This window comes from Sphingopyxis sp. OAS728 (genome assembly GCF_014873485.1).
Taxonomy (GTDB): Bacteria; Pseudomonadota; Alphaproteobacteria; order Sphingomonadales; family Sphingomonadaceae; genus Sphingopyxis.
Window position 1 is genome coordinate 810,115 of sequence record NZ_JADBDT010000001.1, and the last position, 26,349, is coordinate 836,463.

General features: G+C 66.1%; 16 protein-coding genes, 1 tRNA gene and 1 pseudogene. 10 read left to right on the plus strand and 8 right to left on the minus strand.

Annotated elements, in window-relative coordinates; genetic code table 11:
- Positions 1-11: 11 nt before the first annotated feature.
- Positions 12-1,208, plus strand: a complete 1,197-nt coding sequence (locus GGC65_RS03905; protein WP_192645966.1) for an alkaline phosphatase family protein — start codon at positions 12-14, stop codon at positions 1,206-1,208.
- Here the strand turns inward: GGC65_RS03905 and GGC65_RS03910 are convergent, their stop codons facing one another.
- Together GGC65_RS03910 and mutL are read right to left on the minus strand one after the other, a co-directional pair.
- On the minus strand, positions 1,209-1,739 hold the full coding sequence (locus tag GGC65_RS03910) for a hypothetical protein (protein WP_192645967.1): 531 nt from the start codon (positions 1,737-1,739) through the stop codon (positions 1,209-1,211).
- Between the two features lies 1 nt (position 1,740).
- The gene (gene mutL, locus GGC65_RS03915) at positions 1,741-3,564 is read right to left on the minus strand and encodes a DNA mismatch repair endonuclease MutL (RefSeq protein ID WP_192645968.1); all 1,824 of its coding nucleotides are present in this window, start codon (positions 3,562-3,564) and stop codon (positions 1,741-1,743) included.
- Between the two features lie 192 nt (positions 3,565-3,756).
- Here mutL and GGC65_RS03920 point away from each other — a divergent pair, with 192 nt between their 5' ends.
- From GGC65_RS03920 to GGC65_RS03945, 6 genes are all read left to right on the plus strand, one after another.
- Positions 3,757-4,803 (plus strand): rod shape-determining protein, encoded by a 1,047-nt coding sequence (locus GGC65_RS03920; protein ID WP_192645969.1) that lies wholly within the window; start codon positions 3,757-3,759, stop codon positions 4,801-4,803.
- Positions 4,804-4,823: 20 nt separating this feature from the next.
- Positions 4,824-5,741 carry a rod shape-determining protein MreC gene (gene mreC / locus GGC65_RS03925; RefSeq protein WP_192645970.1) on the plus strand — a complete coding sequence of 306 codons (918 nt, stop codon included), beginning with the start codon at positions 4,824-4,826 and terminating at the stop codon, positions 5,739-5,741.
- A complete protein-coding gene (locus tag GGC65_RS03930) occupies positions 5,738-6,259 on the plus strand; it encodes a rod shape-determining protein MreD (protein WP_192645971.1) in 522 nt (173 codons plus the stop codon). Before mreC ends, GGC65_RS03930 begins: the two co-directional genes overlap by 4 nt.
- Positions 6,260-6,277: 18 nt before the next feature.
- Positions 6,278-8,185: a penicillin-binding protein 2 gene (gene mrdA / locus GGC65_RS03935; RefSeq protein WP_192645972.1), complete on the plus strand. Its 1,908-nt coding sequence runs from the start codon at positions 6,278-6,280 to the stop codon at positions 8,183-8,185.
- Complete coding sequence (gene rodA, locus GGC65_RS03940; protein WP_192645973.1) at positions 8,182-9,288, plus strand: rod shape-determining protein RodA; 1,107 nt, start codon at positions 8,182-8,184, stop codon at positions 9,286-9,288. The genes mrdA and rodA overlap by 4 nt, the downstream gene beginning before the upstream one ends.
- Positions 9,289-9,408: 120 nt before the next feature.
- A tRNA-Lys gene (locus GGC65_RS03945) sits at positions 9,409-9,484 on the plus strand.
- A gap of 50 nt (positions 9,485-9,534) precedes the next feature.
- On the opposite strand, the pseudogene GGC65_RS03950 reads toward GGC65_RS03945, so the two are convergent.
- The 5 genes and pseudogenes from GGC65_RS03950 to GGC65_RS03975 form a co-directional block, all read right to left on the minus strand.
- A pseudogene (locus GGC65_RS03950) lies at positions 9,535-10,941 on the minus strand (MFS transporter).
- On the minus strand, positions 10,938-12,395 hold the full coding sequence (locus GGC65_RS03960) for a leucyl aminopeptidase family protein (RefSeq protein WP_192645975.1): 1,458 nt from the start codon (positions 12,393-12,395) through the stop codon (positions 10,938-10,940). The pseudogene GGC65_RS03950 and the gene GGC65_RS03960 overlap by 4 nt, the downstream one beginning before the upstream one ends.
- A 12-nt stretch (positions 12,396-12,407) precedes the next feature.
- Positions 12,408-13,625: an alpha-hydroxy acid oxidase gene (locus GGC65_RS03965; RefSeq protein WP_192645976.1), complete on the minus strand. Its 1,218-nt coding sequence runs from the start codon at positions 13,623-13,625 to the stop codon at positions 12,408-12,410.
- 29 nt (positions 13,626-13,654) lie between these two features.
- Complete coding sequence (locus GGC65_RS03970; protein WP_192645977.1) at positions 13,655-14,365, minus strand: helix-turn-helix domain-containing protein; 711 nt, start codon at positions 14,363-14,365, stop codon at positions 13,655-13,657.
- A gap of 146 nt (positions 14,366-14,511) precedes the next feature.
- Positions 14,512-16,743 carry a TonB-dependent receptor gene (locus tag GGC65_RS03975; protein ID WP_192645978.1) on the minus strand — a complete coding sequence of 744 codons (2,232 nt, stop codon included), beginning with the start codon at positions 16,741-16,743 and terminating at the stop codon, positions 14,512-14,514.
- 314 nt (positions 16,744-17,057) lie between these two features.
- On the opposite strand from GGC65_RS03975, the gene GGC65_RS03980 reads away from it, so the two are divergent.
- From GGC65_RS03980 to GGC65_RS03990, 3 genes are all read left to right on the plus strand, one after another.
- A complete protein-coding gene (locus GGC65_RS03980; RefSeq protein WP_192645979.1) occupies positions 17,058-18,257 on the plus strand; it encodes a serine hydrolase domain-containing protein in 1,200 nt (399 codons plus the stop codon).
- A gap of 27 nt (positions 18,258-18,284) precedes the next feature.
- The gene (locus tag GGC65_RS03985; protein ID WP_192645980.1) at positions 18,285-19,154 is read left to right on the plus strand and encodes an alpha/beta hydrolase; all 870 of its coding nucleotides are present in this window, start codon (positions 18,285-18,287) and stop codon (positions 19,152-19,154) included.
- A 181-nt stretch (positions 19,155-19,335) separates the two neighbouring features.
- The gene (locus tag GGC65_RS03990) at positions 19,336-21,519 is read left to right on the plus strand and encodes a calcium-binding protein (RefSeq protein WP_192645981.1); all 2,184 of its coding nucleotides are present in this window, start codon (positions 19,336-19,338) and stop codon (positions 21,517-21,519) included.
- An 8-nt stretch (positions 21,520-21,527) separates the two neighbouring features.
- Here GGC65_RS03990 and GGC65_RS23250 read toward each other — a convergent pair whose 3' ends face one another.
- Positions 21,528-26,339, minus strand: coding sequence for a hypothetical protein (locus tag GGC65_RS23250; RefSeq protein ID WP_264081020.1), 4,812 nt, complete (start codon positions 26,337-26,339; stop codon positions 21,528-21,530).
- Positions 26,340-26,349: the final 10 nt, after the last annotated feature.

Consider the following 26,349-nt stretch of genomic DNA (forward strand, 5'->3'; position numbering starts at 1 on the left):
GCGGACCCCGCATGACCCGTTTCCTCTCGCTGATCCTCGCCTTCCTCCTTCCCCTCGCCGCCCACGCGCAGGAGGGAGACGCGCGCAAGCCCGTCACGATCCTGATCTCGATCGACGGTTTTCGTGCCGATTATCTTGATCGCGGCATCACGCCGAACCTGTCGCGGCTCGCGGCAGAGGGCGCGCACGGCAAGCTGCGCCCGTCCTTCCCGACCAAGACCTTCCCCAACCATTATGCGATCGTCACCGGCAAGCGCCCCGATACGAACGGGATCGTCGGCAACAATATGATCGATCCGCGTCGCCCCGACGTGCGCTTCAGCCTTGGCGATCCCAAACAGTCGCTCGATCCCTTCTGGTGGGATCAGGCCGAACCCGCATGGATCACCGCGGGCAAGGCGGGCGTGCGCAGCGCGACGATGTTCTGGCCCGGGAGCGAGGTCGCGATCCACGACAGCCGGCCGCCCGACTGGCTGCGTTACGATGCCGACATCAGCTATGCGCAGCGCGTGAATACCGTCCTCGACTGGATGCGCCGCCCCGCCGATATTCGCCCAGCTTTCGTGACGCTCTATTTCGAGGCGGTCGACGATGCGGGCCATAAATTCGGCCCCGACAGTGCCGAGGTCAACGCCGCGATCACCGCTGTCGATGCACGGGTCGGCGAGCTTGTTTCGGGGTTGGCCGCGATGGGGCAGCCGGCGCGGATGATCGTCGTCGCCGATCATGGCATGCGCGCGATCGACGAAAGCCGCGTCATCCAGCTCGCCGACCTGATCGACCTGCCGAGCATCGTCGCGGTCGAAACCGGCCCCTATGCCGCGATCGAACCCGCCGCGGGCACCGACGACCGGGTGTATAAGGCGCTGCTGAAACCGCACGATCATATGATTTGCAACCGCCGCGAGGAGCTGCCGAAGCGGCTGCACTACGGCCAAAACCCGCGTGTTGCCGCGATTATCTGTATCGCCGAGCCCGGCTGGTCGATCATCGCGGGCACCCCGACATGGCCCGTCAAGGGCGGTGCGCACGGCTATGACAATCAGGATCCCGAAATGCTCGCGCTGTTCGTGGCGAGCGGCACCGGCCTCAAAGGCAATATTGGGATCGTCGACAATATCGAGGTCTACCCACTGCTGATGCGGCTGATCGGCGTTGCGCCGCTGCCGAGCGACGCGACCGGCGAACTCGCCAGGCGCCTGCGCTGATCAGTCGCGCAGCACCGCCATCGCGTGGATCGACGCGGTCGGCGCATTGACGATCTGGAGCTGGTAGCGCCCCTGCGTCACGTCGAATTCGACCATCTTGCGGATGCCAGAGCAGGCGGGCCCGTGGCCGTGGGTGACCGATTTCACCGCCGCGCCGTCGCGTACAAGATCGATCCACGCGCCGGCGTCGAGTGCGACGATGAGCCGCCCCGCCTTCTTCACCTCGATCGGGATCATGCCGCCGAATTTATGGACGTCGGGCTTGCGTTCGGGGGCGACGCCATAGCGCAGGCTTTCGAACTTGTGCAGCGGCAGCGCCGTCCGCGCCGCTCCCAACGCCGACCAGTCGGCGCCGAGGTCGTCGCCATAGGCATAAATCGTCTTGCTCGACGCATCGCGCGACCAATCGGCGAGTTCGGGCGGCAATACGGGCGTTGCAGGACAGGCGGTCGCGGGCTTCTCGGCCGGCGCCGCAACGACCGTCGCGGGCAGAATAGCAGCCAGCGAAATCGCGATGATCCGAACCTTCATCCTATTTCCTCCCGAACAATTTCTCGACATCGTCCATCGCGAGTTTCACCCACGTCGGGCGGCCGTGATTGCACTGCCCCGAATGCGGCGTGACCTCCATCGTACGCAAGAGCGCATTCATTTCGGCGACACTGAGCGTACGCCCTGCCCGCACCGATCCATGGCACGCCATCGTCGCGGCGACCAGTTCGAGCTTCTCGCTGAGCCCCAAAGCGGCGTCGTAACCCGCAAGATCGTCGGCGATGTCGGTAACGAGCTTCTGGCAGTTGATCGCCCCCAGCATCGCGGGGGTTGCGCGAACCATCACCGCGGCGGGGCCGAAACGTTCGATCTCGACGCCCAGCGCCGCCAACTGCGGCGCGGCCGCCTCGAGGCGGTCGCACGCGGGCTCGTCGATTTCGACGACCTCGGGAAGCAGCAGGCCCTGCGACGGCACCGCTTGCCCGCCCATGCCGCGGCGGAGTTGTTCGAGCACGAGCCGCTCGTGCGCGGCATGCTGGTCGACGATGACGAGGCCGTCTTCGGCCTCGGCGACGATATAGGTTTTCGCGATCTGCCCGCGCGCGATCCCCAACGGGTGCGCCTCGGCCTCGGGCACCGGCGCGGTCGCAGGCTCGGCGCGGCCCATCGGGAGCGCATCGCGCGGCGGCGTGAAATCGACGATGCGGTCGTGCAGCAACGCCGTTGTCGCGGCATCGCCCTCGGCGCCGAAGAGATGCGTCGCCGGAGCATGGGGATAGGGATAGTGCGCGGCAAACAAAGTCGGCGCCGGAGGTTGCGGAGCGACGGGTTCCTGCTGCCACGCCGCCAGCGCCGCCTCGGCGGGGCGCTGGACGCTTCGGAACCCATGTTCGTCGAGCGCGCGGCGGAGCCCCCCAACAATCATGCCGCGGATGAGCTGCGGATCGCGGAAACGCACCTCGGTCTTCGCGGGATGGACGTTCACGTCGACCTCGCTCGTCGGCACGTCGAGGAACAGCGCGACGACCGGATGGCGATCGCGCGCGAGCAGGTCGGCATAGGCACCGCGCAGCGCGCCGACGAGCAGCCGGTCCTGTACCGGGCGGCCGTTGACGAACAGATATTGATGGTCGGCGATCCCGCGATTGTAGGTCGGCAGGCTGATGACGCCGCCCAGATGCACCTCGCCGCGATCGATATCGACGCCGATGCTGTTTGCGGCGAGATCGCGCTGCGTCAGCGCCGCGACGCGCGAAAGCTGGTCCTGCCCGCCCTGCACATCGAGCACGCGGCGCCCGTCGTGCTCGACGGTGAAGCCGATATCGGGCCGTGCCATCGCGAGCCGCCGCACGACATCGAGGCACGCCGCATATTCGCTGCGGCCGCTGCGCAGGAATTTGCGCCGCGCAGGGACGCGCGCGAACAGGTCTTCGACCATCACGCGTGTCCCTTTGGCCAGCGCCGCCGGCCCTTCGGCGACGACCGCGCCGTTGTCGACCACGCGCTTCCAGCCATCGCCGTCGGCAACGCGACTTTCGAGCGTCAGCCGCGCGACACTCGCGATCGAGGGCAGCGCCTCGCCGCGAAAGCCCATCGTCGTGACGTCTTCGATGGCATCGGTCGGCAGCTTCGACGTCGCATGGCGCTCGAGCGCGAGAGCCATGTCGGCGGCGGTCATTCCGCAGCCGTCATCCTCGACCTCGAGCCGCGAAATCCCGCCCTCGGCGATTCGCACCGAAATGCGAGTCGAACCGGCGTCGATGGCATTTTCAACCAGTTCCTTGAGCGCCGCGGCAGGTCTTTCAACCACTTCACCGGCTGCGATCCGATTTACGAGCTTTTCGGGCAGGCGACGTATTGACATGGCCGCTCTCCTAGCGCAGTCGAACGCAAATCGCGACCCATCCGCACAGCCCTGATCATTTTGTCCAGCCACCCCAAAAGGAAGAGCCGGAATCTCCCCCTGATTGTAGCTGTCGCCGGCCGGGCGCACGCGTAAAATCACGGTAGGGGCGTGTCCGTCACGGGCGCGGCTTCATGACAGGAAGCAGTATCGATGTCCTTCTTTTCTCGCTGGCTTAAATTCAACTCCCAAGACATGGCTATCGACCTCGGCACCGCAAACACGGTGGTCTATGTGCGCGGCAAGGGCATCGTCCTGAACGAACCCTCGGTCGTTGCGGTCGAGACGCTGAACGGGATCAAGCGGGTGAAGGCGGTCGGCGACGACGCGAAGCTGATGATGGGCAAGACCCCCGACAGCATCGAGGCGATCCGCCCGCTGCGTGACGGCGTCATCGCCGACATCGACGTCGCCGAACAGATGATCAAGCACTTCATCACCAAGGTGCACGGCGGCAAGCCCAACGCGTTCCGCAGCCCCGAAATCGTGATCTGCGTCCCCTCGGGCTCGACGAGCGTCGAACGCCGCGCGATCCGCGACGCCGCATCGAACGCCGGCGCCAGCGAAGTGTGGCTGATCGAGGAACCGATGGCGGCCGCGATCGGCGCCGACATGCCCGTCACCGAACCGATCGGTTCGATGGTCGTCGACATCGGCGGCGGCACGACCGAAGTCGCGGTGCTTTCGCTCCGCGGCCTCGCCTACACCACCTCGGTCCGCGCCGGCGGCGACAAGATGGACGAAGCAATCGTCTCCTATGTCCGCCGACACCATAATCTGCTGATCGGCGAAGCCACCGCCGAGCGGATCAAGAAGGATTTCGGGATCGCGCGCATTCCCTCGGACGGTGTTGGCCTGACCATCCACATCAAGGGCCGCGACCTTGTCAACGGCGTGCCCAAGGAAATCTCGATCAACCAGGCGCAGATCGCCGAAGCTTTGTCCGAACCGATCGGCACGATCGTCGAAGGCGTGCGCATCGCGCTCGAAAACACCGCGCCCGAACTCGCGGCCGACATCGTCGACCAGGGCATCGTGCTCACCGGCGGCGGCGCGCTGATCGCCGAGCTCGACGAACTGCTCCGCGACGCGACCGGCCTGCCGGTCACGGTGGCCGAAGACCCGCTGACCTGCGTCGCGATCGGCACCGGCCGCGCGATGGAAGACCCCGCTTTCCGCGGCGTACTCCAGCAAGCCTGATCGGACGGTAGCGCTTCACTATGGTCCGCCCGGCACATCGACGTCCGGGGCAATCCCGAAAGGCTCAGTACAGCCTGTTCGTCGCCTATGTCATTGCGGTGACCGGCGCGGTGGCCGGGCTGTTGCTGGCGATCCTTTCGGTCGTTGATCCCATCGGCTTCGCCCAATTGCGTGTGGCGAGCCAGGAAATCACCGCGCCCATCGCGCGGGGATCGCGGTCGATCATCGGGTCGATTTCGGGCATCGACGATACCGTCGGCGCCTATGTCAGCGCGGGCACCCAGAACCGGCGGCTGCGCAAGGAACTGGCCGACACACGCCGCGAGCTTGTCGCGACGAGCTCGCTGCAGGAAGAGAATCGCCAATTGAAGGCGCTGCTCAAGCTGCAGGAAACCGACAAGACCGCGCTCGCCAACGGCTATCTGCTGACCTCGACCTCGACGAGCAGCAAGCGCATCGCGCTGCTCAGCATCGGGCGCAACCTCGGCGTCGCCGCGGGCCAACCGGTGCGCGGCGCCGACGGGCTGATCGGCCGCGTGCTCGGCGCCGGGCCCTCGGTGTCGCAGGTGCTACTGCTGACCGACGTCGACAATATCGTTCCCGTCCGGCGCGCGCGCGACGGCCTGCCCGCGCTCGCCAGCGGCCGCGGCAACGGCGACCTCGACGTGCGCACGCTCAACATCGCGAACAATCCGTTCAAGCCGGGCGATATCCTTGTCACCTCGGGCACCGGCGGGCTCTATCCGCCCAACATCCCGGTCGCGATCGTCGTGCGGCGTCAGGACGACGGCGCGCTCGCCCGCCCGCTCGCCGACCCCGGCAAGGTCGATGCGGTATCGGTGCTGCGTCCCTATACCCCCGACAATATCGAAGCGCAGGGCCTCCCCGGCCCCGCGACACCCTCGGCCACCCCGCCCGCCCCCACCGGCGCGCCATGAACCAGAAGGGCCCGCGCCTCGGCGAACCGGCATCGCTGTGGCGGATGCGCATCGTTCCGATCGCGAGCGTGATGTTCGCCTCGGCGCTGCCGTTGATGCTGCCGCTGATCGCCAACTCGCCGGTGCTGCCGCCGCTCGGGCTGCTGCTTTTCCTGTGCTGGCAGTTGCTTCGCTCCGAAATGTGGCCGGTGTGGATCGGACTGCCGCTCGGGCTGTGGGACGATTTGTTCAGCGGGGCGCCGATCGGCACGGCGATGGGGCTGTGGACCGTCGCCAGCATCGCGATCGCCTATTCGTCGCAGCGCATCTATTGGCGCGGCTTCTTCCACGACTGGGCCATTGCCGCGGCATCGGTTGCGATCATCCAGTCGCTCGCCGCGCTGATTACCCATCCGCATGCCGCGACGGGCCGCGTCCTCGGCCTCGTGGTGCCGCAGATCATCATCTCGGCGCTGCTCGTCCCGCTGTTCATGCGCCTGACCGGCAAGTTTGACAATTTCCGCCTGAAACGCCGATAGACTGGTTCTAATCCCCCGATGCCGAAGAAGAAGAGTCCGCCGATTACCGAAGCCTGGAGGGGCCTTACCTTCACCCGCCGCGCGCTCGTCGTCGGCGGGGCGCAGGCGGCGGTCGGCGTCGCGCTCGCGGCACGAATGGCCTATATCTCGGTCATCGACAATGACCGCTATGTCCTTGAATCGGAAAGCAACCGCGTCAATCTGACGCTCATCCCGCCGCGCCGTGGCTGGATCGTCGATCGCAGCGGCAAGGCGCTCGCGAACAACCGTGTATCCCTGCGCATCGACATCATTCCCGACCGCCTCCACAACAAGGAAATGGTGCTGGGGCAGCTCCAGACCTTGTTGCGGCTCGACGGCGACACGATGGAACGCATCAACCGCGACCTCAAGGCAGCGTCGGGATTCCAGCCGGTCGCGATCAAGGAAGACATGACCGAGGCCGAGTATAGCTCGATCCTCGTCCGCCTGCCCGAATTGCCCGGCATCGCGCCGCAGCGCGGCTTTGCCCGCAATTATCCGACCGGTGCGGCGGTCGGCCATCTGATCGGCTACGTCGGCGCGCCGAATGCGGAGGAATATCAGAAGGTCAAGGACCCGCTCTACATCACGCCGGGGTACAAAATCGGCAAGGACGGGCTGGAGAAATATTTCCAGGACATGCTGAAGGGCCAGCCCGGCGCGCGGCGCGTCGAGGTGACCGCGCGCGGCAAGGTCGTCCGCGACCTTTCGACGCAAGCCGATGTGCAGGGCAAGACCGTCCATCTGACGATCGACGCCGACCTGCAGGAATTTGTCGCGCGGCGCATGGGGCGCGAGTCCGGCGCGGCGGTCGTGATCGACTGCCAGAACGGCGACATCCTCTCCTTCGTCTCGATGCCAAGCTTCGATCCGAACAGCTTTTCGGACGGGATCAGCAGCAGCGAATATGCCTGGCTGCGCGCCGACGATCACCAGCCGCTGATCAACAAAGCGACGCGCGGCCTTTACCCGCCGGGCTCAACGCTGAAGCCGATGGCGGCGATCGCCGCGATCGAACATGGCATCGACCCGAGCGAACGCCACACCTGCATCGGCGGTTACCGGCTCGGCAGCCGCTTCTTCCGCTGCCTCGGCCGGCACGGCAGCGTCGACATGGCCACCGCGATCATGAAAAGCTGCAACAGCTATTTCTACTGGGTCGCGCACCGGCTCGGCTATGATGCCATCGCGCCGACCGCGAAGCTGATGGGTCTTGGCGAAGAGTTCCAGCTCGCGGGCAGCAATCAGCGGTTCGGCACCATACCCGACAGCGCGTGGAAGATGAAGAAATACGACCAGCCATGGTCGGCCTCGGACTCGCTCAACGCGGTGATCGGCCAAGGCTATGTCAGCGTGAACCCGCTCCAGCTCGCCGTGATGACGGCGCGCATCGCCTCGGGCCGCCGCCTCTATCCGCGCCTCGTCAACCGGCACTTCAAGAACGAGGCCCTGCCCTTCTCGGCCGAAGCGCTTGCGACCGCGCGCCACGGCATGGACCTTGTCGTCAATGGGCCGGGCGGAACCGCAGGGCGCAGCAAACTGCCCCTCGACGGCATCGCGATGGCGGGCAAGACCGGCACCGCGCAGGTGCGCGGGCTCAACACCGGCAATGGCAAGGCCGGGACATGGAAATTCCGCGACCATGGCCTGTTCGTCGGTTTCGCGCCGGTCGATAATCCGCGCTATGCCACTGCGGTCGTAATCGAGCATGGCATGGGCGGCAGCCGCGCAGCGGCGCCGGTGGCCAAGGACTTCATGACCTTTCTGTTCGACCGCGAAAAGGCGATGGAGGCGCTCGAAACCTTCGAGGCCGGCTGGGGCGGCACGATCAAGGAACGCATGGACCGCGACTATGCGGCCTGGAAAGCGGGTGCATCGAAGCCCGATCCGGAGTTGCCGCAATGATCCCCGTCCCACCAGCCATCCAGCGCATTCCGTGGAAGCTGATCGCAATCCTTGGCGGCATTACCGGTTTCGGCCTGCTTGTCCTTTACTCTGCCGCGGGCGGCAGCTGGACGCCGTGGGCGCTCAATCAGGGCGTCCGCTTTCTCGTCTTCCTGAGCGTCGCGCTGGTAATCGGCCGCTTCCCGATCCGTATCTTCGAGGATTTCGCGTATATCGCCTATATCGGCGTGCTGGTCTTGCTGATCGCGGTGGAGCTGTTGGGCTTTGTCGGCGGGGGTAGCCAACGATGGCTCAACCTCGGCTTTATGAACCTGCAGCCGTCGGAGTTGATGAAGGTCGCGATCGTCGTCGCACTCGCGCGCTTCTATACACAGCTTCCACCCGGCAATACGCGGACATTCACCGCGCTATGGCCCGCGCTGGTGATGATCGGACTCCCCGCCGCGCTCGTCATGCTGCAACCCGACCTCGGCACGGCGCTCGCCATCTGCATCGGCGGCGTCGTCGTGATGTTCTGCGCCGGCCTGCCCTTCTGGTGGTTCGGCAGCACGGCGGCCGCCGGGCTCGCTGCGCTCCCCGTGCTCTTTTCTTTCCTCCACGATTACCAGCAAAAGCGCGTGCTGATCTTCCTCGACCCCGAGAGCGACCCCTTGGGCGCGGGCTATCATATCAGCCAGTCGAAGATCGCGATCGGATCGGGCGGAATCGGCGGCAAGGGCTTCCTCAACGGATCGCAAAGCCACCTCGACTATCTCCCCGAAGGGCATACCGACTTCATCTTCGCGACGATGGCCGAGGAATGGGGGCTGATCGGCGGGCTCGCGTTGCTCTTCGGCTTTTTCCTCCTGCTCCGCTGGTCGACGCGCGTCGCATTGAAGGCCCGCACGCGCTTCGGACAGCTGACCGCCGCCGGCCTCACGATGACGATCTTCTTCTACATCGCGATCAACCTGATGATGGTGATGGGCCTCGCCCCAGTCGTCGGCATTCCGCTGCCGCTCTTTTCCTATGGCGGCTCGTCGATGCTCACGATCATGACCTGCGTCGGCATCATGCTCGCGATCGAAAACGACAGCAAAACGGGCACGCGCCGCTTTCATTGAAAAAAACTTGGCAAAAAGACATCGGGGGCATTGCCATCCCCCCAGAGCCATGATAGCGGGCCGCTCGCTTCGCAGCAAAGAGGGCAACTCTTCGCAGCCAAGCAGGCCTGAAATGGCAGTGGACGCATAGCTCAGTTGGTAGAGCAGCTGACTCTTAATCAGCGGGTCCTAGGTTCGAGCCCTAGTGCGTCCACCATTTCTTTCAAAATGCGACCGCCAGTTTGCAGTGACTTCTCAGTCACAAAGCTACGCGTTAGCTGAACGACCTTCGTTGTCCCGACCAGATTCGCGCTGCGCCGCCAGTTGCAGGTTTACCTCGGCGACGCGGGCGCGGGTCAGCGGGAAGGCCCAGAAGAGCGCGCCCGCGAAGCCAAGCCCGATCGCAGGAAGGATGACCGCGGTCAGCCGGATAGCAAACGCGCCATCGGAACCCTGCGTCGCCGCGGTCGCATCGAAGCCCATCCAGCCGACCACCGCGATACCGGCGGCACTCGACACGGTGCGTAGCGATACCTGCACGAAGTTGAACACCGCCGTGTACAGACCCGACAGATCTTCGCCCGACTGGAGCCGGCCATAGTCGGCGATATCGCCGATCATCGGGAAAAGAACGACGATGCCGAGAAGCGCGAGGATCGTCAGTGGATAGAAGATCAGCACCAGCGTCGCGGCGCCGGGGCCCGGCGCGACGAAGGACAGGCCGAGATAGGAAATCGCGCCGAGGATGAGCGAGATGGACACGACCTTGTGGCGTTCGAACTTGACCGCGAGGAAGCCCCAGAGCGGGACGCCGATCAGCGCCATCGGCGCCGACGCGAGCAGGATCGTCGGATAGGACTCGCCCAGCCGCAGATAGACGTCGAGGAAGAGAAACATCACCCCCGTGGCGATGCCGGTGAGGGTCGCGACCGGCAGCATCGCGCCGATCAGCCACATCATCGGCCGGTTATCGAGCACCGCGCGGAAGGTTCGCGCAACGCCGTAATTCTTCCGTTCTTCGGATGTCGGCGGAAGCGCCTCGCCTTCGGGCACGCGCCACACGACGAGGATGGCCGTGAGCGGTACCAGAACGGCGCACAGAACCGCCGTTACGCCCAACGCCGGAAAACCCAGATCGCCCGACTGCGTTGTCCCGAGCGCCTTGGCAAGCGCGGGCGTCGCGAAGAAGATCATACCGCCGAGCAGCTGCGCCATCGCGCGCCACGCCTGCAGCCGCGCACGATCCTCATAGTCGCGGGTGAGCGCATAGCTCCATGCCTGATAGGGGATTTCGGCAACCTTCCATCCCAGATAGGTGACCGCGGTCCAGACGCCATAATAGACGATCCCCGCATCGGCGGGGGGCTGTTAGAGAAACCATACACCGAAGGCCGAAAAGAGCGCGCCGCCCGCCACCCACGGCTTGCGCGTGCCCGTCCGCGCATAGGTCAGGTCGGACAAATAGCCAATGAGCGGATAGGTGACCGCGTCGAATGCGCGCGTGAGCAGGGTCGCCGCCGCCAGCGCCGACAAGGCGAGCCCGGCATATTTGGCGTAGATACCCTGGATCTGCATCTCTGGCCCGTGCATGAAGCCGACGAGCAGCGCGGGCAGAACGAACAGCAGGATCGTCCCGAAAGGCAATCGTGACCGTGTCGGGACGGTCGCGGTCATCGCTCCGTCGCCAGATCGGCCCAGCGGTCGAGCAGCGCGACACCGAAACCCGTCGCGCCCGGACCGCACCGCGAACTCCGCCGCGAGGCCCAGCCGGTGCCAGCGATGTCGAGATGCGCCCAGCGGCGGCCCTTGGCGAATTTCTCGATGAACTTCGCGCCCGCTACGGGCGAGCCGGTGCCCATCCCGAACCAGCCCGGCGCGCCGAGGTTCGACACATCGGCGACGGGCGATTCGACGAGATAATCCATCGAGGCGACGAGCGGCAGCCGCCATAATGGTTCGTGTGCCGCCGCGCCCGCCTCGGTCAGGCTTGCGGCAAGCGCATCGTCGCTCGTGAACAGCCCCGCGAAATCCTCGTGCAGCACGCCCATGATCATGCCCGTCAGCGTCGCGACGTCGACGATGACCGCCGGATCATATTCGTTGATCGCGTATGTCACCCCGTCGGCGAGGACGATGCGCCCCTCCGCATCGGTGTCCTGCACGTCGATGGTGAGGCCCGCGAGCGAGGTAATGACGTCGCCGGGGCGATAGGATTTGCCGTCGATATTATTCTCGCACATCGGCACGATCGCGACGATGTTCACCGGCGCCTTCCGCAGCGCGAGCCGCTCGATCGCACCGAGCACAGCCGCGCCGCCGCCCATGTCGAATTTCATCTTAGCGATGCCGGGGCGCGGTTTGAGGTTGAGCCCGCCCGCATCGAAGGTCAGCCCCTTGCCGACGAATGCGGCGTCCCAGCTCTCACTTTCAGGCGCGCCGCGCCATTCGGCGATCGTCAGGCGCGGCTCGTTTTCGCTCCCCGCCGCGACCGCGAGAATCCCGCCCGCGCCGAGCGTTTCGAGTTCGGCCGGTCCCAGTTGGCGAACCGTCACGCCGAGCGGCGCGAGCGCGGCTTCGGCTTCGTCGGCGAAGACCGCAGGCGTCAGCAGATTGGCGGGCTGCTCGACCCATGCTCGTGCGCGATTGACGGGATCGGCGCGCAGCCGCGCGCGATCGGCAAGCCCGCTGTCCTCCTCCGCGATCAGCAGCGTCGACGCGAACTGGCCGGGCACCGGGTCGCGGCGCCCCTGATCGAGGCGGTAGCCGTGGAGCAGTACACCTTCGAGCAGGTCGTCGAGCGCATCGCCGATGCCAAGGTCGGCGGCGGCGGGCAGCCGCGCGGCCTTCAATTGCAGCGCGCGGATCGCGTCGACGACATGGCCTCCGGCGCTCCGCCAACGATCCGCGTTATCGTCGCCGGCCACCGCGATGACGATCAGGCGCTCGCCCGCTTCGCCGACCAGATCGAGCCAGCGGCCGGGCTTCGCATCAAAGCCGGCGGACCCGACGAGCGAGGTTGCGCGGTCGCGGAGCGCGTCGGGAGCGAACAATGTCTCGCCGCTCGCAAAAACCAGCGTCGGCGCGGCCTCCGCGCCCGTCGCGATTTCGATACTCGTCCAGCTCGTCATGAAAATTCCTTGTCAGCTATTCGCGGTCCGGCGCTTCGCCAAACGGCTCGGCACCGGCTTGTCCGGCTTCGACCGGAAGGTGGAGAGATGATCGACGTCGGCGGCGGTGACGTCGGCAATCCGCGTCCGTCCCATCAGCCCCATGTCGCGTTCGATCTCGGTTCGGAATATCGACAGCACGCGCGCGACGCCGGCCTCGCCGCCCGCCGCTAGCCCATAGAGATAGGGTCGGCCAATCGAGCAGCCGTCGGCGCCGAGCGCGATCGCCTTCAGCACATCGGTACCGCGCCGGATCCCGCCGTCGACAATCAGTTCGGCGCCGGTCCCGATGCGGTCGCGGATTGCGGGCAGATAGTCGAGCGGCGCGCCCGCGGTATCAAGCTGGCGGCCGCCATGGTTCGACACCATCACCGCGTCGACGCCGCACGCGACGGCATTCGCGCAATCGCCGGGCAGGATCGCGCCCTTGATCACGAGCTTGCCGGACCACTGCGCGCGCAGCCATTCGAGATCCTTCCATGTCGCCGACCGGTCGAACTGCGCGTTGACATAGTCGATGACGCTCGTGCCCTCGCTGCCGATATCGCCGACATGATCGACGACATTGGCAAGCTGGAAGGACCGGTTCTTGAGCGCGCCTAGCGACCAGCGCGGATGCGCCGCAAAGCTCATCAGGCTGCCGAGCGTGAACCGCGGTGGCATGATCATGCCGCTCTTGAGGTCGCGCTCGCGGTTACCCGCCATCGCAGTGTCGACGGTCAGGCAGAGCGCGCCATAGCCGTTCGCCGCCGCACGTTCGAGCAGCGCCTTCGTCAGCCCGCGGTCGCGAAACAGATAGAGCTGGAAATAGCGGCTGGCTCCGGTTGCCGCGATCGCCTCGATCGAGGTCGTCGCCATCGTCGACAGCCCATAGGGCACGCCAGCCGCCGCCGCCGCGCGCGCGACCGCAGGCTCGCCGGCGGCATGGAAAAGCTGCGACATGCCGGTCGGCGACAGCATCAACGGCATCGCGCTCCGGAAACCGAGCATGGTCGTGCTCGGATCGACCGTGCTCACATCGACCAAAGTGCGCTGCGCCAGCACCCAATCGTCGAACGCCGCGCGGTTGCGCGCGAGCGTCCACTCGTCGTCGGCGCCGCCTTCCAGATATTCGCGGATCGGCAATGGCAGCGCGCGGGCGGCGAGCGCTTGCATGTCGGCGATGTTGAAAGCTTTTTCGAGCGAGGCCATTCAGAGGCCCCCGCCCGCATCGACTGCGGCTATTTGCCGTGCACCGATTCCAGCGTCTCGCCGTCGGCATCGACGACGCGCATCGACCGGCGGTCGGCCGCGGGCGCACCCAGCGGCTCCATGCGCGGACACAGGATCGCGAGGATGCGGCAGGTTCCGCTCCCGACCTTCACATGCGCATGCTTCATCTCGGCATCGAAATAGATGCTCGATCCCGCGGTGAGCCGAACCGGCGCGTAGATTTCGGTGTGGAATTCCATCTCGCCCTCGAGGACATAGTTGAATTCCTCGCCGCTGTGCTGGGTGAAGGGGCCATATTGGGCCACATCCTCGATCAGCAGTTCGGCGACCACCGGCTGGAAGCGCTTCTGAAGCATGTCCGACGCGTGGAACCATTCGAGATAGGATCCGGCGTCGACCATCGTTCCGTCCTCGGGCCGCGTGACGCTGCGCCGCATGCCATAGACCGACGACGGCTGCATCGCGATCGCCATCGGCGCCGCACTGCCCAGGAACTCGGTGAGGTCGGCCTGCAGCGCGCGGCTGACGCTGTCGAGCCGCTCGAAGCTCGTCGAAATCTTGCCATTCTCGATTTTCGACATGGTCGACAGCGCAACGCCGATGCGGTCGGCGAGCTCGGCGAGCGAAAGCCCCGCTGCGAGCCGCCGCGCGCGGATCGCCGCCCCCACCCGCAAGCGGCTGGTTGCCAGTTCCTCTTTGCGTCCCGTCTTCTCGCGCATCGTACCCTAAAAACCCCTGCCCTGTCCGCACCGTCCGAATCAAGGACCGATGCGCGCGTGCGGCATCGCCGCAGCGTTGCCCGACATGGCCAGGGACGGCCTGCCTGTGCAAGAAGAAAGGCGAATCCATCGCGCTGGGCCCTTGGTCAATATTTGAAGGTCACCGACGCCCCGAACGTCCGCGGACGCTGGATCAGGACTTCGTTGATCCCGCTGGCGGTCGTCGCGCTGAGCTGCGCGCGCTTGTCGGTCAGGTTGCGGACGAACAGGCCGATATCGACCCTGTCGCTCTCGACGCCGGCGCGCAGGTCGAACAGCGCATAATTCGGGAGAATATAGTCGGGGTTGAGCAGGCTCGACCGCAGCGCCGAGTGACGCTCGCCGACGAATTTCGCGGTGGCGCCGACCACCGCCTGCCACTCGCCCGAAACCGGGGTGCGGTAGTCGAGAGCCAGCGAGCCGCTCCACTTGGGATTGTTCGGCAGCGGATCGCCGACGCCGATCGATGCGGCCGCCAGCGGGTCGATGCTGGTGATCTTTGCATCATTGTACGACAGTGTGCCCGCCAGCGTCAGCCCCTCGACGGGTTGCAACGTCAGCGCGCCTTCGACGCCATAGACGCGCGCATTGCCGCCATTGGTATAGGCGTTGAGCCCGCCGCTGCTGACCTGGATCAGGATATCCTTCCAGCGCATGTAAAAGCCCGAAATGTCGATCGTGCCCTTGCCGCCCCAGAATTTGGTCTTCACGCCGCCTTCGAAATTCTCGGTCGAATCGGCCTGGAAGCTCGGCGGGAGGCCGGGCACGGTGAAGTTGGGCCCGCCCGGGCGGAACCCCGTCGCATAGCGCGCATAGATCATCCCGTCGGGCGAGAAATGATAGCGCGCCGTCGCGAGATAGGTCTTCACCGTCTCCTCGCCGCGCGTCGTCCCGGTATCGGCGGGTACGGGCGTCAGGCCCTGCAGGGCGAGGAAGGTGTTGAAGGCGGTGGAATCGCTGCCGTAGAAGGTTTGGTTGTACGACTGCTTGATCCGCCCGATGCGCAAGCCCCCGGTCAGGTCGAAGGCGTCGCTGAACTTGTAGGTCAGATTGCCGAACCCCGCGATCTCCTTGTACGTGTCGTTTACCCCGAACCCGATCGCCGGATCGAGCGTCGAAACCTCATTGAAGTCGGCGTCGAAGCCAACGACATTCGTCGAGGTCCGCGCCTTTTCATATGTGTAGAAGGCGCCGACGACATATTGCAGCGGCCCGTCACCCGAGGAAGCCAGCCGCAGTTCCTGCGAAAATTTCTTGATCGGCCCCTTCGCGTCAGCGCCCGCCGCGGTGCCGGGCGGCACCGGGACGCCGCCGAACAGGGTAAAGAAGGGCAGCTGCGCGGTGAAGGTCAGCGCGTTCAAAACGATGTAGCTATCGATCTTCTGATAGCTGCTGACCGAGGTCAGATTGCCGAACCCCAGATCATAGTCGACGGTGCCGATCAGCACGTCCGACGTCTTGCGATATTTGTTATAAAGCTGCTGGTCGTAATGGAGATCGGTCACCGGCTGGCGGTCCGCGCCATAGATGACATAGTCCTGGCCGAGCTGGTTCACGCGCTGGTGGAAGCCGACGATATTGATGCTGAGGCCGGCGGTCGGTTCGAAGCGAAGCGAACCGTTGACGCCCCAGTTGCGCGCCTTGTTGAAATCATTGACGCCCGCGACGTCATTGTCGACGAAGCCCGCGGGCCGGTCGATATAGCCCGATACCCGCACCCCGAACTTGTCGCGAACGATCGGCGCGCTGACCGCGCCACGGACCGAAAAACTGGTGCCGCCATGTTCGGTGCCGCTGACCTCGGCGCGCGCGATCGCGGTGACCGACGACAGGTCGGGACGCGCGAAGGTGTAGGAGATCAGACCGCCGAGCGTGTTGGCGCCGTACAGCGTTCCCTGCGGCCCCTTAAGCACTTCGACGCGTTCGAGGTCGATCGGATCGAGGTCGGTCGAATTGGCGCCGCCGAGGTTGAACGACGAACTCGGGCCGACCGGTGCGCCGTCGACGACGATCCCGACGATCGCACCAAGGTTGGTGCCGGTGGTGAGCCCGCGGATGATCGGAGTGCCGCCGCCGCCCGCCTGGCTGACCTGAACGCCGGGGGTCAGCGCGAGATAGTCCTTGAGGCTGGTATAGCCATCGTCGAGCAGGTCGCTCCCGCGAAAGGCGGTGATGGCGCTCGGCACGTCGAGCTGGCGTTCGGCGCGCTTGTTCGCGGTGACGATGATATCGCCGCTTTGCTCGGCCGCCTCGTCCGCCGGCACCGTGCTTTGCGCCCATGCCGCCGTCGGCGTCGCCGCTGCGGTCAGAAGGAGCGCCATCATCGTCCGATTTGCCATAATCCGTCCCCAATCCCGGCGCCGCCATTCGGCGCTTTCCTTATTTCCTAATTGGAAACTCATTTTCCTCAACCTGTCAATCCTTGATTTCGTCGGAGCGATCCCGCGTGCAGCCGCCCGGACACACGCTCGCGTCACACATGCTGCCTTTCCCCTTCAATAGAGCCTATATTGTCCCCACCCTCTCGACGGCTTGAACAAATGGGGTTGACCGAAATCTCTTTCCGTACTTTCCTTATGTGAAACTAACGATAGCCAAAAGGAGGTGAAACTCTCCGAGTCGGCCGCAGCCCCATGGGACCGGGAGAAACAGAATGACGGCTTTTCAATTCGCGTCGGCGGCCGCCAGCGAGGCGGGTTTCTCGGCGGGCGTGCTCGCCGAACTCGATGCCTATTACGACTCGATGGTCGCGAACGGCGAGCTGCCGGGGCACGTCCTGCTGCTTGCGCGCGGCGACCGGATCGTACACAGCCACGTCACCGGGCTCGCCGACCGCGAAAGCAAGCTCCCGCTCCACGCCGACTCGATCTTCACCCTCTTTTCGATGAGCAAGCCCCTCGCCGCGGTCGCGATGCTGCTCCTTTATGAAGAGGGCAAATGGCAGTTCGACGATAGCGTCGCCGACTATCTTCCCGAATTCAAAGGCATCGCCGCACTGCCGGGCAGCAAGGCGACGCGCCCGCCGACGATCCGCGAGCTCTTCACGCACAGCGCGGGCTTCAGCTTCGGCAAGACGATCGAAGAGATGATGGAGAAGGTCCAGAAGCTGTCATGGGTCGACGCGCGTTCGCTCACCGAACTCATCGGCCGCTACGCGTCGCAGCCGCTCGATTACGAACCCGGCACCGCGTGGGAATATAGCGTCGCCACCGACCTGCAGGCCGAAATCGTCGAGCGAATCGCGGGCGAGCGCTACGACCTGTTCCTTAAGAAGCGGCTTTTCGACCCGCTCGGCATGACCGACACGGGCTTCGTCCTCGATTACGACCAGACGCGCCGCCTTGTGCGCGGGTATGTCCTCGATCCCGAAACCGGCCGCCTTCGTCCGGCGACGACCGCCGAACGGATGGAATCGATCTTTCCGATGGGCGGCACCTCGTTCAAATCGACCGCGGGCGACTTCGCGCGCTTCGCGCGCATGTTGCTCGGACGCGGGACGCTGGGCGATGTCGAAATCCTGAAGCCCGCGAGCGTCGACCTGCTCTTCGCCAACCACCTGCCCGACGACCTGCTCGAACAATGCTTCCCGATCCTTCACTACACGATCGGCCAGGGCAATGGTCATGGCATGAACGGCATGGTGTGCCTCGATCCCGCGCGCGCGGGTCGGCCGGTCGGCAAGGGCACCTATGAATGGGGCGGCGCCTTCGGCACCTGGTTCTGGATCGATCCCGAGCACGACATCCTCTGCATCGGCATGACCCACCGCCAGCGCCTCCGCACCGACATGCGCCCACCTGAGGTCGTCGCGCAGGAATATGTCTATCGCGCGCTGCGCGAAGCCCGCCCCTAATCACGCACTCAAGCAGAAGGACCTCGCATGAGCTTTTCCCTCCAAGCCCCCGTCCACCAGTTCGAATTGCCACACCCGAGCGGCAACGGCAGCTTCAAGATCAGTGTCTCGCGCGCCGCGCATGTGCCCGAAGGCGCCAGCATCCCGGTGCTCTATGTGCTCGACGCCGACATCGGCTTCGCGCTCGCGGCCGAGGTCGCGCGGCTGCGCGGAACGATGGGGATGCTTCCGACCGCGATGGTCGTCGGCATCGGCTATGGCGTCGGTTTCGCCGAATTCGCCAAGCTGCGCACCGCCGACCTCACGCCGCCGCTCAGCGACGCCGGGCGCGAAGCGCTAGGCGGCATGACCAGCTTCATCGGCGATCAGGACGGCGGTGCCGACGCCTTCCTCGCCTTCCTCGCCGACACGCTCGTGCCCGAAATCGGCCGTCGTTATGCTGAAGCGTCGGCGACCGACCGCATCCTCTTCGGTCACTCGCTCGGCGGGCTGTTCACCGCCTATGCGCTGCTCAACCGGCCCGATGCGTTTACGACCTTCCTCGCGAACAGTCCGTCGCTCTGGTGGGACGGCTTCGCGATCCTCGGCCACCTCCCAGCCTTTGCCGACAAGCTCGCCAGGCTCGACCGCCAGCCGCGCGTCCTTATCGGCGTCGGCGGCAAGGAGCAGGACCTTCCAACCAAGGTCCCGGCCGGGATGGCGATGTCGCTTGCCGAGGTCCAGGCGGTCGTCACCGCGTCGCGCATGGTCGACGCCGTTCCCGAATTCGCTACGGCGCTGACTGAAGCCGGACTGACCGAGGTCGAACATGTCATCTACGCAGACGAGGATCATGGCAGCGTCGTTCCCGCCGCGATGATGCGTGGACTGCGCTTCGCAGTTCCCGAGCCGGCGTGAATCTGCCGTTAGGGATATGTCGCAAAACGAAGCAAGTCCCGCAATCTATGGAGAAATACGCTACGGCCCATCGCGATAACCTCACCGATGACGAGGATTATGCTGGCTTAATCACGCTGCGGAGTCAGCATGACGAATTCGACGAGGTTAACCTCGTCGCAACAGCAAGGGGTCGTTCGTCATGCCAAGCCTGTACATTTCGCCCGCCGGATCCGGAGACAAAAGTGGTCGCGATATCGACAATGCCGCCTCGATCGGCTCGCTCAACACACTGATCGGAAGGGCGGGTCCGGGGGGCGAGGTTCTGCTGCTGGCCGATCAGGGCAGCTATAATGTCACCGGCATCCTCGGCCTCACGCGCGGCGGGGCGGAGGGCCAGCCGGTGGTGGTGCGCGGCATCGATTCCAGTGGCAACACCATGGCTGCGCATTTCTCCGGTTCGCGCCCCGCCGACTGGCAGGCGGGCGACGCCTCCGGCAACGAGCTGTTCAAACTCGGCACGGGCGCGGACAATCTGGAATTTCGAGACCTCAAGATCGACAATGTCGGTACCGCGTTCCGCGTTACCGCCGATATCAGCAATCTCCATATCGAGGGCGTTGATGCGAATAATGTCCGCCGCTTCTTCGAGGATTATGCCAGCGCGCCCTCGGGCACCGCGACGATCAGCGGCCTCACGATCCGCGATGTCGACGTGAAAGGCTTCTCCAGGGCTGCGATCCGCATTCAGTACGACACCAACGATGTGGTGATCGACAATGTCACGGCGGACATGGCCGGACAAACGGGCGACGACCTGCCGGCCGGCGTCCACCTCGACGGCACCGTCCATAATGTGACGCTCAATCGAGTGATCATGGAGAATATCCAGAGCACCGCCGGCGCTTATTTCAACGGCGACGGCTTTGCGAGCGAGCGCGGCGTCTATGACGTGCGCTTTATCGACACGATCGCGCGCGGCAACAGCGACGGGGGTTACGACCTCAAATCGAGCGCCACATTGATCGTCCGCTCGCTCAGCGAGGAGAATGGCCGCAACTACCGGCTGTGGGGCGAGGCAATGCTGATCGACTCGGTCGGCCTGAACCCGGTGCTGCGCGGCGGCATCTCCGAACAGAACCAGCTCTGGCTCGACGACACCGCTATCGTGACCGTGATCGGCGGGCGCTTCGCCGATGCCGGATCGCGCACCAAGGTGATCTCCTCGCAGGGGCGGCTTACCTTTCAGGGGGTCGAAATCATACGGTCCGAACTCTCGACGTTCGCCACCCGCGATTCGCTCCCCGGGCTCGGCGGCATCGGAACGATTCGCGAAACGCTGACCGTCGACAAAGGCGAGGCTTCGCCCGGCGCGACCGGCTATATCGCGCTGCTTCCCCTGCCCGCCACGCCCACGGCCGACGCGTTATTCGGCACGGCGCGCGACGACATCTTCCTTGTCGACGACGGCGGCGACCGGGTTACCGAGGCTGCCGACGCCGGATTCGACCGCGTCGAGACGACGCTCGGCAGCTACACGCTTGGCAGCAATGTCGAGGCACTGATCCGTCGCGGTGCTGCCGATTTCACCGGCAATGGCAACGCACTTGCCAATATGATGATCGGCGGCGCGGGCAGCGACGAACTGGCCGGGCTCGGCGGCAACGACGATATCGCCGGCAATTCGGGCGACGATATGCTTGCGGGGGGCAATGGCGAGGACCTGCTTTGGGGCGAGGCAGGTGCCGACATACTGATTGGCGGCTGGCAGTCGGACATGCTCTCCGGCGGCACCGGCGCCGACCGGCTGGTCGGCGACCAGGAATGGCTGAGCAGCCAGGGTGCCAACGACCGGCTCGACGGCGGCGACGATGCCGACCTGCTCATCGGCGATGCCACGAATATGTACGGCAGCGGAAAGGGCGGCAGCGACCGGCTGACCGGCGGCGCGGGCAACGACATATTGATCGGCGACGGCGACGTGATGACGTGCAGCGCCAGGGGCGGCGCGGACACGCTAGAGGGCGGCGACGGCAATGACTGGCTCTATGGCGACGGCCGCGAGTCGGCCGCGACGGTCGGTGGCGGCGCGGACAAGCTCTATGGCGGCGACGGTCCCGATCATCTTATCGGCGGCGGCGGCAACGATTTGCTGTCGGGTGGAGCCGGCGCCGACTGGTTCGTATTCGGGCCCGGGTCTGGAGCCGACGAGATTACCGACTTCCTCTCGGGCGCGGACCATATCGATCTCAGCGCTTTCGACATCGCCTTTGAACAACTCGGTTTCACGACGAGCGCCGACGGCGTCCGTATCACCATGGGCGCGGACAGCATCTTCGTCCGCGGCGCGCCGAGCTTGTCGCCCAACGACTTCGTCTTCGGGTGACGCAAGGTTCAGCCGAAGACGAAATCTGCCTGATCGAGCGCGGTCACCCCGCGCACGAAGATCGTGTCGGTGCCGCCTAGCTGGATCGTCACTCCGGCGCTGCTCGTGGTGAAGCGCAGCGCCTCATAGGCGAGATCGAAAGCGCTCAGGTCGATCCGGTCGGCCTCGGCGCCACCGCGCGTGAAGTCGGTGATCTCGTCCGCACCCGAACCGCGCGCGAAGACGAAGCGGTCACTCCCCCCGCCGCCGGTCAACTTGTCCGCCCCGCCGCGCGCACCGGCCGCCATCGTCACCGCATCGCCGATCAGCACGTCGTTGCCGAGCCCGCCGATAAGCGTATCGGCGCCGCCGATCCCGGTCGCCGTCATATTCATTCCGTCGCCGATCAGCACGTCGTCGCCATCGCCGCCGTCGAGCGTGTCCCTGGCGGCGAGCGACGAGACCCACTCGGTATCGCCGACCAGCACGTCGTTGGCGCCACCGCCATAAAGCCGGTCGGTCTGCGATCCGCCGTACAGCGTGTCGTCGCCATCCTCACCGGCCAACATATCCTCATTCTTTCCGCCATCGAGCCGGTCCGCCCCCGCGCCGCCGCGCAGCGTGTCGTTGCCGTCGTCGCCCGAAAGCGCATCGTCGCCTTCGCCGCCGGACAGGACATTGGCGCCGGCGCTACCTAGCAGCACATCGGCAAAGGCCGAGCCCTGCGCATTCTCGATACTGATCAGCCGGTCGCCCATCGCATCGCCGCCGGTCGCGGTCTGGGCGCGCAGGTTGACCAGCACGCCGCCAAGCGAGCCGGCATATTCGACCGTGTCCGATCCCGCGCCGCCGTCGAGTATATCGCCACCCGCGCCGCCACGCAGCACGTCGGCGCCGTCACCACCGCTCAGCCGGTCCTCGCCGCCGCTGCCGACGATGAAATTGTCGAGCGCATTGCCCGTCATCGTCGCGCCGATCGTCCCGGTGTAGACGAGTTCCTCGATATTGGCGCCGAGCGTGTAGCTGGTCGCGGCGGTGCGGATGCGGTCGCGTCCCTCTCCCGCCGCCTCGATCACCTGGTCACCGGCCTCGAAGACCACATAGAGGTCGTTGCCGCTGCCGCCGCGCATCACATCGTTGCCGCTGCCCCCGTCGAGCTGGTCGTCGCCGGCGCCGCCGAACAGGAGATCGTCGCCGCCCCGCCCATAAAGGATGTCGCCGACCAGCGCATCGTCGCTGCCGGTGATGCTGTCGGCATAGTTGGAGCCGGTTACCGTTTCGATGTCGACCAGCCGGTCGCCTTCGGCCTCGCCACCGCGATTGACGTTGGTGACGAGGTTCACGGTGATCGCGGCGGACTTGGTGTAATCGACCTGGTCGCGCCCCGCCCCGCCGTCGAGCAGGTCGGCGCCTGCGCCGCCCACCAGCTTGTCGTCACCATCGAGACCGTAGAGCGCGTCATCCAGCGCCTTGCCATAGAGGCTGTTATCGAGCGCATTGCCGGTGCCGGTAAAGCCACCGCTGCCGGTGTAGCTCAAATCTTCGACACCATCGGCAAGCGTCAACGAGGACAGGCTGGTGCGCACGATATCGACCCCGCCGCCGATCGTCTCGATCACCTGGTCGCCGGCGTCGTCGACGACAAAGGAGTCGTCCCCGGTGCCGCCGATCATCGCATCGGCGCCCGCGGCGCCATCGAGTATGTCGTTGCCCGCCCCGCCTTCGAGCCGGTTCGCGTTCGCATCGCCCGTGAGCGTGTCGGCGAAACCACTGCCCACGACTGCCTCGATCCCCGACAGACTGTCGCCTTGCGCATCGCCGCCGGACACGGCGCCGGTGGCGAGATTGACCTTCACGCCAAGGGCGCTGTTCGAATAGACCGCCGTATCGAACCCGCCCGCCCCGTCGAGCCGGTCGCTGCCCGCCCCGCCGACGAAAATCTGGTCGCCGCCATCGCCGATCAGTGTGTCGGCAAAAGCCGTACCGATGAAACGCTCGACGCCGTCGAACCGGTCGCCCTCGGCGTCGCCGCCACTGCTCGCGCCGGTCTGGAGGTTGATCGAGACGGCGCCCGCATTGGCGCTGTAATCGACCGTATCGATGCCCTCCCCGCCGATCAGCACGTCGGCGCCCGCGCCGCCCTGAAGCAGATCATCGCCGCCGCGCCCGTCGAGCCGGTCCGCCCCCGCGCCGCCGTACAGCGCCTCATCGGCGCCTACCCCGGCCAGCGCATCGTCGAAGGCCGATCCGACCAGCGCTTCGATACTCGTCAGCCGGTCGCCCGCGGCATCGCCGGTGCCGCCCTGCACCGACAGCGCGAGATCGACCTGCACCGCCGCCGCCGAGCCCGAATAGTCGGCGGCATCATGGCCGTCGCGCCCGTCGATCAGGTCCGCGCCCGCGCCGCCGACCAGCAAATTTTCGCCCGCATCGCCGTTCAGCACATCGTCGAACGCCGAGCCGATCAGGCCTTCGATCGCGACGAGCGTCACCCCGCCCGAAGCCGTGCCCGCAGCAAGGTCCGCCGTTACCGCGCTCGCGCTGGCGGAAAAGTCGGCAATGTCGACACCCGCGCCGCCGTCGAGCCGGTCGGCCCCGCCGTTGCCGACCAGCCGGTCGTCGCCGGCACCGCCCGACAGCAAATTGGCCGCGCCGTCGCCGACGAGCACGTCGCCAAAGCCGCTGCCGACCAAATTCTCGATCTCGGTCAGCACGTCACCCGCTGCGTTGCCGCCGCTGCCCGTACCGCCCAGCACTGCAGTCACCGCTGCGCCGCTCGCCGAATAATCGGCGGTATCGATCCCTGCGCCGCCCGTCAGCCGGTCCGCGCCCGCACCGCCGGCCAGCACGTTGTCGAAGGTGTCGCCGGTCAGCACATCGCCAAAGGCAGAGCCGATGAGCCGCTCGATCCCCTCGAGCCGGTCGCCCTGTGCGTCTCCGCCGCTGCCGGTGCCCAAGGCGAGATCGACCGTGACCGCCGCACCGCTGGCCGAATAGTCGGCGCTGTCGAACCCCGCCCCGCCGATCAGCGTGTCGGCACCCGCGCCGCCAACGAGCAAATCGTCGCCGCCGCGGCCGTCGATCCGGTCATCGCCCGCGCCGCCGCCGAAGGCATCCGCCCCTTCGGTGCCGGAAAGACTGTCGGCGAAGCTCGAGCCCTCGACCGCCTCGATACCGATCAGATGGTCGCCCGCCGCCTCGCCGCCGCTTGCGCCGCCATCGGCCAGATCGACGACGACGCCCGCACCGCTGCTGCCATAGTCCACCCGGTCGAATCCCGCGCCGCCGTCGAGCAGGTCCGCGCCGGCACCGCCGTCGAGCAGGTCGTCGCCTAGCCCGCCCGAAAGCGCATCGTCGCCCGCTCCGCCGAACAGCCGGTTCGCGGCCTTGTCGCCCGCGAGCACGTCGGCGAAGGCCGAACCCTCGACATCCTCGAACCCGTCGAACAGGTCGCCCGCGGCATCGCCGCCGCTGGCGGTAAGCCGCATCAGGTCGACGCGCACCGCGGCATCGCTGCCCGCGTAGCTGAGCATGTCGCGTCCCGCTCCGCCGACCAATATGTCCGCGCCCGCACCGCCGCTGAGCACATCGTCGCCGGCGTTGCCGACCAGCATGTCTTTACCGGCACCGCCGATCAGCAAATCGGCGCCCGCGGTACCGCCGATCATATCGTCGCCCGCCGTCCCGGCCGCGACCACCACGCGCTGCCCTTCCAGCGTGAGCACGGATCCCGTGCCCTTCTTCCAGGTCAGCGTGCCCGTCCCGGTCGCGAGGCCATAGTCGCGCACCGTCAGCGCGCCGTTCCTTTCGGCAAGGTTGAACAGGGTCGGCGAGCCGGGATCGGAAAAGAAGGCCCCGTCGATCGTCGCATTCGCACCCTCGGCCAGCCAGATATGCTCGCGATTGCCACCGGCCAACGGCGCCCCGGCATCGAGGCTGACGATGTTGCTCAATTGCGCGCCCGTGCCCCACAGACGGACATTACGGCCGTTGCCCGATACGATCGCGCCGTCGACCACGATATTGTCGCTCTTGAGGTCGAGCCCGCCATCGCTGTTGCCCGTGGCGATCACATTGCGCAACGTGATGTCATAGGTACCGCGCTCGGTCGCGAAACCGTCGCCGTTGCGATAATCATTCACCGTATCGAGCGCGTTGCGCATGGCGACGCGGTCGATCGTCACATCGTGCGCGGTGCCGGTGATATGGACGCCGATCGCGAAATTATCGCCGTCCTGAAACTGGCTGTCGCCGCGCACATCCTCGATCAGCACATTGTTGCTGTCGTACTGGACGCGGATCGCGCCCTTCGAATAGCCGTCGACTGCGACGTCGCGGATCGTCAGCCCGGAGATCGTCGCGCTGGCATTGGCGCCCGAGACCATATTGTCAAAGAAGCGCGAGACGTTCGCGGCATCGACATGCTCGATCGAGAGGTTGCGCACATCGGCGCCGACGCGAAAGGCCGTTCCGACATTCTCGAAAGCCAGATCGCTGAAGCGCAGATTGTCCGCGCCGCTCAGCAGCCGAAACACTTCCTCGCCCGACGGATTGGCCGGATCGAAGGGCTCGGACCGCGTCCCGGCGATCGTCGCCGCCATCGCATTGCCCGCGCTGTCGACCCCGCGGATCGTCACCGGCGCGCTCGCCGTTCCGCCCCCGACGATCGCGAGCGCCCCCGTCGGCGCGGTATAAGCGCCCTGATCGGCGAGCAGCAGCACCTGCCCACCCGGCCCCGCCGCCGCAATCAGCTGGGGCAAGTCCTTCAGCGTCGCGGCGTTCGCCGCGCTCGAGCCGTCGCCCGAACCGCTGCCGGTCGGCGAGATGTAGAGGGTGGGCATGGCAGGGCTC

What these genes read in the sequence shown, in the direction of transcription:
- GGC65_RS03905 (WP_192645966.1), top strand. Translation starts at nt 12, where the DNA reads ATGACCCGTTTCCTCTCGCTGATCCTCGCCTTCCTCCTTCCCCTCGCC.
- GGC65_RS03910 (WP_192645967.1), bottom strand. Translation starts at nt 1,739, where the DNA reads ATGAAGGTTCGGATCATCGCGATTTCGCTGGCTGCTATTCTGCCCGCG.
- mutL (WP_192645968.1), bottom strand. Translation starts at nt 3,564, where the DNA reads ATGTCAATACGTCGCCTGCCCGAAAAGCTCGTAAATCGGATCGCAGCC.
- GGC65_RS03920 (WP_192645969.1), top strand. Translation starts at nt 3,757, where the DNA reads ATGTCCTTCTTTTCTCGCTGGCTTAAATTCAACTCCCAAGACATGGCT.
- mreC (WP_192645970.1), top strand. Translation starts at nt 4,824, where the DNA reads ATGGTCCGCCCGGCACATCGACGTCCGGGGCAATCCCGAAAGGCTCAG.
- GGC65_RS03930 (WP_192645971.1), top strand. Translation starts at nt 5,738, where the DNA reads ATGAACCAGAAGGGCCCGCGCCTCGGCGAACCGGCATCGCTGTGGCGG.
- mrdA (WP_192645972.1), top strand. Translation starts at nt 6,278, where the DNA reads ATGCCGAAGAAGAAGAGTCCGCCGATTACCGAAGCCTGGAGGGGCCTT.
- rodA (WP_192645973.1), top strand. Translation starts at nt 8,182, where the DNA reads ATGATCCCCGTCCCACCAGCCATCCAGCGCATTCCGTGGAAGCTGATC.
- GGC65_RS03960 (WP_192645975.1), bottom strand. Translation starts at nt 12,395, where the DNA reads ATGACGAGCTGGACGAGTATCGAAATCGCGACGGGCGCGGAGGCCGCG.
- GGC65_RS03965 (WP_192645976.1), bottom strand. Translation starts at nt 13,625, where the DNA reads ATGGCCTCGCTCGAAAAAGCTTTCAACATCGCCGACATGCAAGCGCTC.
- GGC65_RS03970 (WP_192645977.1), bottom strand. Translation starts at nt 14,365, where the DNA reads ATGCGCGAGAAGACGGGACGCAAAGAGGAACTGGCAACCAGCCGCTTG.
- GGC65_RS03975 (WP_192645978.1), bottom strand. Translation starts at nt 16,743, where the DNA reads ATGGCAAATCGGACGATGATGGCGCTCCTTCTGACCGCAGCGGCGACG.
- GGC65_RS03980 (WP_192645979.1), top strand. Translation starts at nt 17,058, where the DNA reads ATGACGGCTTTTCAATTCGCGTCGGCGGCCGCCAGCGAGGCGGGTTTC.
- GGC65_RS03985 (WP_192645980.1), top strand. Translation starts at nt 18,285, where the DNA reads ATGAGCTTTTCCCTCCAAGCCCCCGTCCACCAGTTCGAATTGCCACAC.
- GGC65_RS03990 (WP_192645981.1), top strand. Translation starts at nt 19,336, where the DNA reads ATGCCAAGCCTGTACATTTCGCCCGCCGGATCCGGAGACAAAAGTGGT.
- GGC65_RS23250 (WP_264081020.1), bottom strand. Translation starts at nt 26,339, where the DNA reads ATGCCCACCCTCTACATCTCGCCGACCGGCAGCGGTTCGGGCGACGGC.